At 50.3% G+C, this 13,621-nt stretch carries 11 protein-coding genes; 9 read left to right on the forward strand and 2 right to left on the reverse strand.

The annotated features are described in order from the left end of the window. Positions 1-215: 215 nt before the first annotated feature. The 8 genes from EHT87_RS25375 to EHT87_RS25410 all read left to right on the forward strand — a co-directional run bounded on the left by EHT87_RS25375 (position 216) and on the right by EHT87_RS25410 (position 11,422). Positions 216-1,052, forward strand: coding sequence for a FecR family protein (locus EHT87_RS25375; RefSeq protein WP_124909483.1), 837 nt, complete (start codon positions 216-218; stop codon positions 1,050-1,052). Between the two features lie 62 nt (positions 1,053-1,114). Next, positions 1,115-4,354, forward strand: coding sequence for a SusC/RagA family TonB-linked outer membrane protein (locus EHT87_RS25380; RefSeq protein WP_229321341.1), 3,240 nt, complete (start codon positions 1,115-1,117; stop codon positions 4,352-4,354). Positions 4,355-4,443: 89 nt separating this feature from the next. After that, positions 4,444-6,153: a RagB/SusD family nutrient uptake outer membrane protein gene (locus EHT87_RS25385; protein ID WP_124909484.1), complete on the forward strand. Its 1,710-nt coding sequence runs from the start codon at positions 4,444-4,446 to the stop codon at positions 6,151-6,153. Between the two features lie 170 nt (positions 6,154-6,323). Further along, on the forward strand, positions 6,324-7,253 hold the full coding sequence (locus tag EHT87_RS25390; protein ID WP_124909485.1) for a sugar phosphate isomerase/epimerase family protein: 930 nt from the start codon (positions 6,324-6,326) through the stop codon (positions 7,251-7,253). A gap of 103 nt (positions 7,254-7,356) precedes the next feature. Further along, a complete protein-coding gene (locus EHT87_RS25395) occupies positions 7,357-8,100 on the forward strand; it encodes a 3-keto-disaccharide hydrolase (protein ID WP_124909486.1) in 744 nt (247 codons plus the stop codon). Between the two features lie 179 nt (positions 8,101-8,279). Then, the gene (locus tag EHT87_RS25400; protein ID WP_124909487.1) at positions 8,280-9,629 is read left to right on the forward strand and encodes a Gfo/Idh/MocA family protein; all 1,350 of its coding nucleotides are present in this window, start codon (positions 8,280-8,282) and stop codon (positions 9,627-9,629) included. 110 nt (positions 9,630-9,739) lie between these two features. Then, the gene (locus EHT87_RS25405) at positions 9,740-10,768 is read left to right on the forward strand and encodes a DUF6807 domain-containing protein (protein WP_124909489.1); all 1,029 of its coding nucleotides are present in this window, start codon (positions 9,740-9,742) and stop codon (positions 10,766-10,768) included. Between the two features lie 228 nt (positions 10,769-10,996). Further along, positions 10,997-11,422 (forward strand): hypothetical protein, encoded by a 426-nt coding sequence (locus EHT87_RS25410; RefSeq protein WP_124909490.1) that lies wholly within the window; start codon positions 10,997-10,999, stop codon positions 11,420-11,422. Between the two features lie 14 nt (positions 11,423-11,436). On the opposite strand, the gene EHT87_RS25415 is transcribed toward EHT87_RS25410, so the two are convergent. Next, complete coding sequence (locus EHT87_RS25415) at positions 11,437-11,838, reverse strand: hypothetical protein (RefSeq protein ID WP_124909492.1); 402 nt, start codon at positions 11,836-11,838, stop codon at positions 11,437-11,439. 184 nt (positions 11,839-12,022) lie between these two features. Between EHT87_RS25415 and EHT87_RS25420 the strand changes: the two genes are divergently transcribed. Next, positions 12,023-12,715: a type 1 glutamine amidotransferase domain-containing protein gene (locus tag EHT87_RS25420; protein ID WP_124909494.1), complete on the forward strand. Its 693-nt coding sequence runs from the start codon at positions 12,023-12,025 to the stop codon at positions 12,713-12,715. 15 nt (positions 12,716-12,730) lie between these two features. Here EHT87_RS25420 and EHT87_RS25425 read toward each other — a convergent pair whose 3' ends face one another. Continuing rightward, positions 12,731-13,501 (reverse strand): tyrosine-protein phosphatase, encoded by a 771-nt coding sequence (locus EHT87_RS25425; RefSeq protein ID WP_124909496.1) that lies wholly within the window; start codon positions 13,499-13,501, stop codon positions 12,731-12,733. Positions 13,502-13,621 lie beyond the last annotated feature (120 nt).

Here is a 13,621-nt window from a genome sequence, read left to right on the forward strand (position 1 = left end):
TCACTGGTCAATTTCTTCTGAGAACTTCCGGAAGATTACTTAAGTAGTTTCCTGAAAATACGCCTATTTAGCCATTTTGGTGGATAAAACGGTTTTTTCGTCTAAAAACGAGGATGTAAAAAAGTCTTGTCGTCAAATTTATAAACGGGACAAGTAGAACGTTTATGGAGTCCTCCTTTTATGACTTAGTAAACTTTATCTACAAAAAATACTAAATGAAACACTTCTCCGCCTATACTGCCGAGGAGTTAGCCGCTGACGAACTGTTCATTCGGTGGGTTCAACATCCTGATGATGCTGAGGTTTCGGCGTATTGGGAGGGTTGGCTGGCCCACCATCCTTACAAAACTCAAGTAGTCGATTTAGCCCGCGAACTGGTTCGTATGGCTTCAAATCCGGCATCCCGGCCGATGGAAGGAGAGGAGGTGATGTCGTTGTGGGGGCGAATCCGGTCGTCGATTCAGGAAATGCCTGAGTTGCAACCGTTGCAGCCCGAAGTCCAAAGTTGGGTAACAAACTGGTATATATTTCGCTGGGTGAGTGCCGCGGCCGGTATCGTGGTATTTATCGGCTGGGTGCTCTGGATGCAATGGTCGCACGCGATGGAAACGGTGCGAACCCCGATCGGAGTGGCCAAAACCGTAAAGCTGCCGGATGGAACGCTGGTGAAGCTGATTGGCAACAGCCAGATCCGTTTTGCCCGGGTGTGGTCAGAAGAAGTGCCCCGGGCGGTGTGGCTCGAAGGCGAAGCGTCTTTTACGGTAGCCCAGCGCCCCGGCTCCGGCGAAGACAGTAAATTTCGGGTTCATACCACCACACTCACGGTGGAGGTTCAGGGTACCCGGTTCAACGTATCGCAACGAAAGGAAGGAACGCGGGTTGGGCTGTCGGCCGGAAAAATAAAACTGATGCTGAACGACGATCCGCAGATTATCGAGATGAAACCCGGAGAATCTGTTGAAATACCGGCGCGGATCACGGTGCAAAATAAAACGTCATTCATCCCTGCCTACACCGATTTACCGCAATTGCCGCTTATTTATTTTACCTAAGTTCCCTGACTGCCGCATTTCAATCTCTTTTTATAGTTTAAAATCAACCAATCTCTATTTTTATGAAGTACACAATTACCTCATTCCACTTTCCCAAACCAAATCGCGCCACGCTGGTGGCTCGTCTGGGTGCTTGTGGGTTGGCGGGTCTGCTGGCTGGGAGTCTGCCGGTTCAGGCCGCCATTGGGTCGCATCGACCACCAACCGAAACGCCTGTTGCAAACCCCAAAGGGGTGGCGCTGCATTCCCTGAAGGCGGTTGAAAAAAAAGACCCTGCCGTGCAGGAACGGACGGTGACAGGCCGGGTTTTGAGTTCGGAAGACAACAGCGCACTGCCGGGCGTTAACATCGCCGTGAAAGGATCGACGCGCGGAACCACCAGCGATGCCGAAGGCAATTACAAACTCGCGATTCCGGACAACAATGCTGTCTTGGTTTTCTCATCCGTGGGGTTTATTACGCAGGAAGTAACCGCCGGAACCCGCTCAACCATTGAGATTCGGCTCAAAACAGACGACCGGACGCTGAACGAAGTGGTTGTCGTGGGGTATGGTACGCAGAAAAAAAGCCAGTTGACGGGCGCTATTTCGTCGGTTTCGGCCAAGCAAATTACCGAAATGCCGATTACCAACATTAGCCAGGCGATGCAGGGCCGGGTAGCGGGGGTGGATGTGGCGCAGTCGGGTAGCCGACCGGGTGCGACACCAACGGTCCGGATTCGCGGCCGTCGTTCGTTTAATGCCGGAAACAATCCCCTGTATGTGGTCGATGGGATTCCCCTTACCGGCGATCGGAACGAACTTTTGGGAACTCGTCCATTCGATTTTGCTTCCGGGGGATACGAAGATTTAAACCCGAATGATGTGGGTTCGGTAGAAATTCTGAAAGACGCCACCGCAACCGCCATTTATGGTGCCAGAGGTGCAAACGGGGTGGTTCTGGTAACGACCAAGCGAGGCAATGCCAACGGAAAAACAACGATCAGTTACGATGCGTACGCTGGGGTTACCGATCCACTGGACAAAGTTCACTTATTCACCGGTCCCGAGTTTACGGAATACGTTCGGGAAGCGTATCGGGCCACCAATCTCTACAATGACGCGAATGGCAAGCCGGTGCCGACCGGTGTTGGCGATGCCTTTGCCGATTCAAAAGTAGCGGTTTTGGGGGGCGATCCGGCCGTTGCTGCGGGGATTGCCGCCAACCGGAACACCGATTACCAGTCGATGATTCTCCGGCAGGGCATTCAGCAAAACCATTCGCTGGGCATTCAGGGCGGTAACGAAAAAACGCAGTTCTATATTTCAGCGGGCATTTTTCGGGATAAAGGCATTGTTCCCGGTCAGGATTATTCGCGGTATTCACTGCGGGCCAACATCGACCATCAAATCAACAAGGTTATCAAAGTGGGTCTTTCGGCCTATATGATGTACAGCGTTCGAAACGGGGCCAATATCAATCCCTACCGGTTTACGCTCCAGCAAAATCCGCTCGGCAGACCGTATGACGACAACGGCAAGCTCATTTTTGCACCCACCAACGATGCTTTATTGACCAACCCGCTGGCAGAAATCGTACCGGGTGCGCAGGTGGACGAAATCAAGAAATACCGCATCTTCAACAGTGTCTATGCCGAAGCCAACATCATCGACGGGTTGAAATACCGGATTAATTTCGGGCCGGATTTCTCCGTTTCCCGCGCAGGACGTTTCGTGGGTTCGCTGACCAACGACCGGAAAGGTGGCGACCCAACGGCGTCGACCAACAACCAGGTTGGGTTTAACTACACGCTGGAAAATATCGTGACGTATAACAAGACGTTCGGCGACCATAATTTAGGCATAACGGCTCTGCAATCCATTCAGCGGGATAATTTTGAGTACAGTAACCTTTCCGTACAGGGTGTTCCGGCCGAAACCCAGCAATATAACAATGTGGGTAATGCGAGTTTGGTGTTGGGGGTAGGCAGCAATTTGATCCAGTGGACGATCAACTCGTTTATGGGTCGGATTAACTACGACTACAAGGATAAGTACCTGGTAACCGCTACCCTTCGGCGGGATGGATCAAGCCGTTTTGGTAAAAACACGAAGTACGGTAACTTCCCGGGTCTGGCTTTGGCCTGGAACATCAGCAATGAAGAATTTCTGAAAAACGTTTCGTGGCTCGATCAGTTAAAAATACGCGTAAGCCACGGGTCGGTCGGGAATCAGGGCGTGGTGCCGTATCAGACCCAGGGATTGCTGGGCCGCACGGTGTATGCCTTCGGAAATACCGGTGCGTTTGGTTATCGCCCCAGCACGATCGGAAATCCTGATTTGAAGTGGGAAACGTCGACCTCATCAAACCTTGGGTTAGATTTTAGCCTTTGGAGAGGCCGCGTGTCCGGTTCGATCGAACTCTATCAGACCAATACCACCGACCTGCTGCTGTCTGATCAGTTGCCAACTTCCATCGGCTTCAACGCGGTGACGCGGAACGTCGGCGAAACCCGGAACCGCGGGATCGAAATCAGTCTGTCGACGGTAAACGTTAATTCAAAAGGTGGGTTTAAGTGGACGACGGACTTTGCCTTTACCAAAAATAATGAAGCCATTATTTCGCTTTACAACGGTGCCATCGATGACATCGGGAACAAGTGGTTTATTGGCAAACCCTTAACGGCTTTCTATGATTACAAGAAGGCGGGAATCTGGCAGACCAGCGAAGCCGATCTGGCTAAATCGTACCAAAGCTCCGTTGGCCAGATCAAAGTTCAGGATACCAACAACGACGGTAAAACCACGTCGGATGACCGGGTTTTTCTGGGGTCGGATATTCCCAATTTCAGTGCCGGGATTACCAACCGATTCAATTACAAAGGGTTCGATTTATCGTTCTTCGTCTATGGCCGGTTTGGTCAGACCATCCTGAGCGGTTTCCACCGGGATAACAACCAGTTGGCCGGTCGTTACCAGCAGATCAAAGTAGACTACTGGACGCCGAATAATCCCACAAATGAATTCCCGCAACCCAAGTCGAACCAGGAATTTCCGGTGTATAATTCGTCGCTCTTTTACTTCGATGGCACGTTTGTGAAAGTTCGTAACATCAATTTCGGATACACGTTTACGTCCGGTATTGCCCAGAAACTGGGTCTGCAGTCGCTGCGTCTGTTTACCAGTATTCAGCAGCCGTTCATCTTTTCGAAATACCGCTCGAAATACAACGGTGTCGATCCTGAAACGGCCGATGGCACGATCAACAATGATGTGGTGCCCGCGACCCGGATCATGACCTTTGGTTTAAACGTGAAATTTTAATCCGGTAAATCATCGCTCTTTTAGCCATAAAACCGAAACGGCGATGCCATTTGCTCTTTGAGTTTTTAACACTCTTTCGATTTTAAAACATGAAATCTATATTTTCAACAGCATCATTCCGTGTCCTGGGCCTTGCAGCGCTCTTGCTCAGCGGACAGGCGTGTAAGGACGTTCTGGATGAAAAAGTAATCTCCAGTATCGGGAACGATTACGTGAATACCCCAAAAGGATTTGAGGATGCCGTCAAAGCATCCTATGCGCCCTTGCGAAGCTTCTATGCGACACAACAGGGCCTGACTATGACGGAGTTCGGCACGGACTTGTATGCGACGGGGGCCGATGGCGGTTACAAGGGCTTTCATTTCTACGATACCCAGCTGAATAGCTTTGTGGATTTTCTGCAAAACGTTTGGGAAGAGTTGTATCGCGGTATCAATACCTGTAATTCGGTCATCGAGCGTGCGCCGGCGGCTACGGTTACGGATGCGGTGAAAAAGTTACGGGTGGCCGAAGTGAAATTTCTGCGGGCACACTATTACTTTATTCTGGTTCAACAATGGGGCGGTGTCGATTTGCGGTTGACGGAAACGCTGACTCCCACCAAAAAAACCAGCCGGGCCACGGAAGCTGACATCTACAAGGCTATTCTGGCCGATCTCGAATCGGCCGTGCCGGATTTGGACAACAAAATCCGGTCGGCAGACTACGGCCGCGCAACCAAAGCCGCTGCCGAACACCTGTTGGCCCGGGTCTATCTGACCAAAGCGACCTCGTCGGCCAAAGCCGCTGATGATTATGCCAAAGCCGCAACGTATGCCCAGAACGTGATTGCCAATTATGGCTTTAAACTGTTGCCTGATTTTGCGAGCGTATTTGCCCAGGGAGCCGGTGAAATTAGCGATGAGGTCATCTTTGCGGTGCAGTATACGTCTGATCCGCTGACCAATGCTTCGAGCCCTCCGGTTGCCAATTCTGGTGGGAATACCGGTGGTAACAACCTCCACCTGTTCTTCGGCATGCAGTATGATGTGCAGGCGGGTATGGTCCGCGATATCTTTTATGGCCGGCCTTTCAAGCGGCTTCGCCCCACGGCTTACTGCTTGGAAACTGTTTTTAAAGACCGCGTCAATGATTCCCGGTACAAAAAGACGTTCCGGGATACCTGGCTGAGCAACTCTCCCGGCACCTATAATACCGCCTTCGACAACTCCAAAAAGACCGTCACGTTTAAAGCCGGCGACACGGCCATTTACATTCCGGGCGTTGAATGGACGTTGGCGCAGCGGGCTGCTAAACCGTACCAGGTGCTGGTGCCCAGCGCCTACAATGAGGCTCTTTTTCCGACATTGCAGAAATTCTTCGATCCCCTGCGTCCGGACCGGACCTATGAACCCGGTAGCCGTGATTATTTAGCCTTCCGACTGGCGGAAACGTATCTGATATTGGCCGAAGCCCAGTTGAAATTGGGTAAAACGGCCGAAGCGACAGCCGCCATCAACGCCGTGCGTCGTCGTGCCGCCTGGCCGGGAAAAGAAGCCGCTATGGAAATCACGCCGGCCGAAATGACCATGGATATGGTCATGGAAGAGCGTGGACGCGAACTTCTGGGTGAGCAAACGCGCTGGATGGATTTGAAACGCTGGGGAAATCTGGTTGATCGGGTGAAGAAATACAACCCCCAGGCTGCCCCGAACGTGAAAGAGATTCATAACCTGCGGCCGATTCCCCAAACCCAAATCGACCGGACGGAAAAAGGAGCCGACGGAAGTCCGGGCTTTGCGCAGAATCCGGGGTATTAAGAAATACGTTACGTCAAATGAATCTGTGGCCCAGAACCGGAATTCCGGTTCTGGGCCACTTGTTTCTGGCCCCATTGAGTAGATTACACGCCGAAATTCCTTCCTTGCTATAGAATTCTTTTCCCAAAAAACGCAGCCAAAACCGTGGTTGCGGACCATACTTACCAACTATGCAGGCTATTAATAGACGCCAGTTCCTTGCTTCCGCCGGTTTATCGGCACTCGTTCTGGCCACCAAAACCGATCTGCTGGCCGACACCGCTAAAAAATCGGGACTCATGATCGGCTACTCCGGAATCACCTGGGGTAATGCTGATGCTCAAACCGTTAAGGCCATAGAGGATATTTCATCGCTTGGTTATAAAGGCATTCAGCTTCGGGCGAATACCTTCGGCCCGTACAAGGCAAAACCGTCCGAATTGAAAGCCATGCTCGATAAGCATAAACTGAAACTGGCGATGTTCTCGAGCGGCAATGTGGAAATCGATCCCGCAAAATTTCAAAGTACCGTGGATATGCACGTGGCCCACGCCAGTTTCGTAAAAGCACTGGGCGGTTCGGCGTTTCAGATGACCAACAGCCTGCGGAAAAACGGCGAGGTACCCACCACCGAAGAATTGAAGAAACTGGCGAGCGTGATGAACGAAATCGGCAGGCAAACCGCCGATATGGGCGTTCAGGCGACGTATCACAACCACATGAAACAATGGGGCGAAACGCCCGAAGAGGTGGATATTCTGGTTCATGAAATGAATCCGAAATACGTCAAACTGCTGCTGGATATTGCGCATTACAAGCAGGGCGGGGGCGACCCGGCCAAAGCCGTGGTGCAATACAAGGACGTGTTGCATACGCTTCACCTGAAAGACACCAAAAGCCCACTGCCCGAAAAACCGGACGATCCAAAAGCGTATAAATTCGTTGAACTCGGGCAGGGCAATGTGGATGTTCCGGCGGTATTTGCGGCTTTGGATAAAATCAAGTTCAAAGGCTGGGGTGTGGTCGAACTCGACGGTGTTCCGGACCCGAACAAAACCCCTTTGCAGTGCGCTCAAATCAACAAAGAGTACATCACCAAAACACTCAATTTCCCACTTTAACCCTGATAAACTCTGATTTTCTCTGGTCAACCCTGTGTAATAATTATTTAACTGTTACACAGGGTTGACCAGAGAAAATCAGAGTTTAGCGGAGAAGAAAATTATGAAAGCATTATTTATTTCGGCAGTACTATTCATGGGCTTGATTGCCGCTGAGAAACCGCAGGCACCCAATACGTTGACGGCCAAGGAGAAAAAAGAAGGCTGGCAATTGCTTTTCGACGGCAAAACCACCAAAGGCTGGCGGGGAGCTTACAAGGACAAGTTTCCGGAGAAAGGCTGGCTGATCGAAGACGGTTTGCTGACCATTTCGAAAACCGACGGGTCGGAATCGACGCATTATGGCGACATTGTGACCGAAGGCGAATACAAGGACTTCGACCTGATGTTCGACTTCAAACTGACCGAAGGCGCCAACAGCGGATTGAAATACTTTGTAGTTGAGGAAAATCCCAAACCGTCCGGATCGGCTTACGGGCTGGAATTTCAGGTGCTGGACGATGACAAACATCCGGATGCCAAACTGGGTCGCAATGGAAACCGGACGGTTGGTTCACTCTATGATCTGATTCCGGCCAAAGACAAGAAAGTCAATCCGATTGGCGAGTGGAATACCGGCCGGGTGGTTTCGAAAGGCAGTCACGTTGAACACTGGCTGAACGGCAAGAAAGTGCTTGAATACGAGCGGGGAAGCGAAGATTTCCGGAACCTGGTGGCTCAGAGCAAGTACAAAGCCGCTTCGTATAATGCCCACGGTCGTTTCGGCGAAGCACCCAAAGGCCACATTCTGTTGCAGGATCACGGCGACAAGGTTTCTTTCCGGAACATGAAAATTAAAACCTTGTAGGGTTTACGGTATTCGGTTTACAGTTTTCGGTGGCTGACGCATACTGTAAAAACGCGGTAGCCACCGAAAACCGTAAACCGAATACCGATATCAGTAGACTTTTACTAAATAAGTCTTTCATTCATAGTCTTTTGGAAGCATTCAGACGTATTGTAGTTAACATTTAAACGACCAGCCGCATGGAAAATCGTCGCGACTTTATAAAGAAATCTGCTTTGGCGGGGCTCGGAATGAGCTTCTCAGCCGCCAGTTATGCCCGCATCCTCGGCTCCGCCGATCGCGTTCGGGTTGGAATTGTTGGGTTCTCGGACCGGTTTCGGGGTGCTCTCGCCCCCAGTTTTGCCTCCCATTCCAAAGAACTCAATTTTGAGTTTGTGGCCGTATCCGATATCTGGAGCCGTCGGCGGGATGAAGCGGAAGCTTTTTTGAAACAGAAAGGCTTTATCGGCGGAGACAACTTTATTAAATGCCGCAACAATGACGAACTCTACGACCGCAAGGACGTTGACGCCGTGATTATCAGCACCGCCGATTTTCAGCACGCTTTGCATTGTGCCGAAGCGGTTGACGCCGGACGCGATGTGTACGTGGAAAAACCGTTTGCCGAATCGCTGGAAGATGCCCGCAAGGCCCTGAAAGCCGTGGAAAGAAGCAAAAAGATTGTGCAGGTTGGCTCACAACGCCGGAGCACACCCAACTACTGGGCTGCCAATGAGTACATTAAATCCGGTAAATTCGGGGATATTACGATGGTCGAAATGACCTGGAATGTCAACCAGCCGGGGCGGTGGCGCCGTCCGAAACTCGTTGCTGAAATCCGGAAAGAAGATACCGACTGGAAACGGTATTTGATGAATCGCCCGGAAGTGGCCTGGGACCCGCGTAAGTACTTGGAATTCCGTCTGTTCTATCCCTATTCATCCGGTATTCCGGGCCAATGGATGTCGCACCAGATCGATACCGTACACTGGTTCAGTGGCTATGACCATCCGCGCAGTGTGGTGGCCAATGGCGGTATTTACGTTTGGAAAGATGGCCGCATCAACCCGGATACGTTTACGGCGGTTTTCGATTACGGTCCGGACAATGACAAGACGAAAGGCTTCCAGGTAATGTATAGTTCGCGCATGACCAACGAAGCGGGCGGTACCAAAGAGTTGTATTATTCCAACGGCGGTATGATCAACCTGGATACCAATAAAATTAGTCCCGAAGGTGGTCTTGAAGCAAAATACGCGCAGGAAATGGGCATGAAGGCCAATCTGCTCACGGAACAGACGCTGGCAACAACGGGTGAAAAAATGACAACATCGGCCAATACCGGTGCTGATCCGATGACCTCCCGGCACATGCGCAACTGGATGGAATGTGTCCGCAGCCGGAAAGAACCGAATGCTCCCGCCAGAGCCGGCTACAACCACTCGGTGGCCAGCATCATGTCGACCATCGCCTACCAAACCGGCGAACGGGTAACCTACGACAACACCAAACAGGAAGTGCTGGCGAGTGGCAAAGTGGTAAAAGTCTAATTGATAAGATAGGAACGCGGATTGGACGGATGTAACGGGTTTTAACGGATTTATCTGTTTTAATCCGCTTGATCTGTTCAATCCGCGTTCCTATAAATAGCTACCTGAACATGAAAAAACTGATCCTTTCCTTTTGCCTGCTGGCTTCCGTTGCAATGGCCCAGAAGCAAGCGGTTCAACTCACCAATAACGAAGCAAAGAAACGCGTTGATGTCACCATCGACGGTAAACCGTTTACCTCTTATATCTATCCCGGCCCGGATGTACTGAAAAAGCCGGTGCTGTACCCGATCCGGACGGCCGGTGGAAATTTCATTACCCGGGGCTGGCCCATGGAGCCACGACCCGGTGAGCGCGTCGATCACCCGCACCACGTGGGCATGTGGCTCAATTACGGCGATGTGAATGGCCACGATTTCTGGAACAATTCCAACGACGTCAAGGGCCACGGCGGACCGTTCGGCACCATCGTTCATACCGGAATCAAGTCGTTGAAAAGTGGCAAGGATCAGGGCGAACTGGTGGTTACGGCCGACTGGCTCGACAAAGATGGCAAACCGATGTTGCAGGAAACAACTACGTTTGTTTTCCGGGGAACGGCTAAAGAGCGCGTCATCGACCGCACCACAACGCTGAAAGCCGTCGATAAAGACGTTACATTCAAGGATAACAAGGAAGGCATGGTGGCCATCCGCCTGGCCCGGCAGCTCGAACATCCGTCCAACAAACCGGAAGTATTTACCGACGCCAGCGGGGTAGCTACCAAAGTGTCGCAAATGGATAATACCGGCGTAACCGGAAAATACAAAAGCAGTGAGGGCGTAGAAGGTGAAAAAGTGTGGGGAACCCGAGCCAAATGGATGAACCTGACGGGCGTGATCAATGGAGAAAACGTTTCCGTAGCGATTCTGGATAACCCCAAAAATGTCGGATATCCAACCTACTGGCACTCGCGCGGATATGGTTTATACGCAGCTAATCCGCTGGCTCCCAGTATTATGAGCGAAGGGAAAGATAAACCGATGAATTATGTGCTGCCTGCGGGCAAGTCGGTTACGTTTCGGTATGAAGTTCTGATTACATCCGGCTCCGTTTCCGACGATGCCCTTAGCCAGAAAGTAAATCAATTTGCGAATTAATCCATCATTGGGATAACAAGGCATAGTATTTGCCTGCGAAAATCCTTTTGTGACCAAAGAGTCCTTATTAGAATACAACTGATTTTTGCGTCCATGGAAACGGTTACTCTTTGATTCATAGATACAGCTAATAAGTGCTGAAAAGCACTTCATGCCATCTGAACGTTCAGATGGCTTTTTTTTTGTCATTACTTCCGTGTTAACCCAATCACATTAAAAATCTGAAACATGGAAGCATTGCAACAACTGCTCGACTCTTATTTGAATACGTACCAGGCCCTGATGTGGCGTATGAAAGATAGCGACGTCGACAACCGGAACCTGAGCAAAACTCTGCAATTGGCCGAAAATACGCTTCGTTTGCGCCGTCAAAAACCGGGCCTTTGGCGGGTTAGTGAAGTTCGGTTGCTGGCAGGGTATTTCGGCCTGTCCGACAGTTCGTGCATCCGTTTGGAAAGGCAGTTAGTGCCGTTTATGAGCCAGGTGTTACTGATGCCGTCTGCCAAACGGCGGCTGCTGGAACAGTTTAGCCAGTTGAACCTGCGTCGTATGTCAGCCAACAAACGGCTGGACTGGTCGGTCGAGGACCTTGAAAAATTGAAAAAAGGGTTGCAACAGGTCAGGTCCGGACGGATTCATTGCTTCCCTGTCTGATCATCGCCGGGGCACTAATTCAGGTACAGGCCTGACGGGGCCTTGTACGAAAATTGATTTTGTTTCCGGTTTACCCACGAACGGAAAACCGGGCTGGTGATGCCCATTTTGCGTACTTCATCGTCGATTTGCCGAAGCAGAAAATTCAATTGATGAATCATCAGCCATTGCCGTTTGATGAGTTGCTTCATTTGAGTCGGCGAGCGAGTGGCCGCGGTTTCGTCCATCAATCGCCGGACTGTTGCCCTTAAGTGGTATTGAATGACGGCTAACCGATTTGCCATAGCGTGGTCGGTGGGGTGTTTTTGCAGATAAGCAATACCGTCGGCAAGGAGTTGATTTCGACGTTGCAGATGTTGGGTCACAGTAATCCAAGCCTGATCAGCCTTGATCGACTCGTAGGATACGGTTTTCATAGTATAGGTAATTTGCAAGTTTACGGTACGGTTGATCCAAAAATAGTAAAATAATCCAAATAATATAGCGGTGATTGGTGATTTGTAAAGAATTTTAGTTGGTGGTATTTTACAGAAAATCGCTGGATTTCTTTTCGGCGATTTTGTGGATATTTGTCAACTAATCGACTTCATGCACTTGGTTATGAATCCTTCCATTCGGGCGCTCATCGTTTGTACCAATCATACCGCTTTCAAAACCAAACCGGAGAAAACGGGGCTGTGGTTAAGTGAGATCACGCATTTTTATGATGAATTATCAGACAAAGAAATACCGTTCGATGTGGTCAGTCCAAACGGAGGAAATGTACCGATTGACGAGCGCAGTCTGCAGCGGAAGGATAATACCAACGAGAAATGGTACAACAATCCGGCGTTTAGAACGAAGCTGGAGAATTCACTCAAGCCGGACGATATTGTCCCGGCTACTTACCAGCTGATTTACTTTACGGGCGGCCATGGCACCCTGTGGGATTTTCCGAATAATGAGCGGCTTCAGCAGATCACCCGGCAGATTTACGAAAGCGGAGGAATGGTGGCGGCCGTTTGCCACGGTGTTAGTGCCTTACTGAACGTGCGGTTGTCGGATGGAAGTTTGCTAATTGAAAACCGCCAGATTACGGGTTTCGCCACAATCGAGGAAAAGCTGTTACGGCTAACCGATGAAATACCGTTTCTGCTCGAAGACGAGCTTCGGAAAAAAAAAGCGCTTTATCGGAAAAGTTTAATTCCATTTTTGCCTTTCATTGAAGTTGACGAACGGTTGGTAACCGGTCAGAATCCGCTGTCTGCGCGCAAAGTTGGCAAGAAGGTAATGGAAGAAATGTTTGAGAAATGAACGCGAATAAGGCGTTTATAGCAACGTATTATTTAACAAGCCGCTTTCAATTACCTTTTGATAATAAGGAAGTTTACGGGCCTGCTTGATGGCTGGTAGCTGAGTTTCGTGGTAAATGTCGGTTCCGACGAAGGAAACAAGCCGTTGGTCGATCATCCATTCCGCCAGGCTACGGGCCTCGCGCGATGGCTGACCCGATAGGGAAAGGAGATTTAGCTGGAACTTAACGCCTTGATAATGAAGCTCCCGAAGTGATTCCGGATTTTTCTGGAGGTAAATATACTGCTCGGGGTGCGCCATTACCGGTACCAAGTTACGCTGCTGAAGTGCCGTGATGACCTTGTCCAGCTCATAGGGACGTTTGACCAGGCTGGTATCAAAAAGCATATACCGTTGGGTGGTGCCCTGGCCGAATGTTAACAATTCCGATTTGGAATACAGAATTCGCAGCAAATTGATATCGACAAAATACTCGGCTGCCACTTCTACTTCAATGTTAATCTTCAATTTTTGCAATTCGTACTTGAGCAAAGAGGCCGCTGCAAAGATGCTGTCGGTGGTGTTTTGATAAAACCCATCCATGATGTGAAGGGTTGTAATTACCTTCCGAAAGCCCAGTGCCGCAAGCTCGCGAAGCAGACTGATGCTGTGTTCCACCGAATCGGTTCCGTCCTGATTACCCGGTAACAATTGGGCGTGAACATCGACACAGAGTCCGGTGTTTACAGCCGACGATTCTGGCTGGGGAGTTCTTGTACGGGCACGAGTCAGAAAACCGAACGCCATTGTGGAATGGATTACGAGTATGGTAAGAGGGCCGGCTACGCTGTAAAAGTTTGGCACGGCGTCCTCAATCTCCATCTTTAAATGACATGAATCGTGCCAAAACTAACTTTATGGGTAGTG

The organism is Larkinella knui (assembly GCF_003858645.1).
Classification (GTDB): domain Bacteria; phylum Bacteroidota; class Bacteroidia; order Cytophagales; family Spirosomataceae; genus Larkinella; species Larkinella knui.

What these genes read in the sequence shown, in the direction of transcription:
- EHT87_RS25375 (WP_124909483.1), top strand. Translation starts at nt 216, where the DNA reads ATGAAACACTTCTCCGCCTATACTGCCGAGGAGTTAGCCGCTGACGAA.
- EHT87_RS25380 (WP_229321341.1), top strand. Translation starts at nt 1,115, where the DNA reads ATGAAGTACACAATTACCTCATTCCACTTTCCCAAACCAAATCGCGCC.
- EHT87_RS25385 (WP_124909484.1), top strand. Translation starts at nt 4,444, where the DNA reads ATGAAATCTATATTTTCAACAGCATCATTCCGTGTCCTGGGCCTTGCA.
- EHT87_RS25390 (WP_124909485.1), top strand. Translation starts at nt 6,324, where the DNA reads ATGCAGGCTATTAATAGACGCCAGTTCCTTGCTTCCGCCGGTTTATCG.
- EHT87_RS25395 (WP_124909486.1), top strand. Translation starts at nt 7,357, where the DNA reads ATGAAAGCATTATTTATTTCGGCAGTACTATTCATGGGCTTGATTGCC.
- EHT87_RS25400 (WP_124909487.1), top strand. Translation starts at nt 8,280, where the DNA reads ATGGAAAATCGTCGCGACTTTATAAAGAAATCTGCTTTGGCGGGGCTC.
- EHT87_RS25405 (WP_124909489.1), top strand. Translation starts at nt 9,740, where the DNA reads ATGAAAAAACTGATCCTTTCCTTTTGCCTGCTGGCTTCCGTTGCAATG.
- EHT87_RS25410 (WP_124909490.1), top strand. Translation starts at nt 10,997, where the DNA reads ATGGAAGCATTGCAACAACTGCTCGACTCTTATTTGAATACGTACCAG.
- EHT87_RS25415 (WP_124909492.1), bottom strand. Translation starts at nt 11,838, where the DNA reads ATGAAAACCGTATCCTACGAGTCGATCAAGGCTGATCAGGCTTGGATT.
- EHT87_RS25420 (WP_124909494.1), top strand. Translation starts at nt 12,023, where the DNA reads ATGAATCCTTCCATTCGGGCGCTCATCGTTTGTACCAATCATACCGCT.
- EHT87_RS25425 (WP_124909496.1), bottom strand. Translation starts at nt 13,501, where the DNA reads ATGGCGTTCGGTTTTCTGACTCGTGCCCGTACAAGAACTCCCCAGCCA.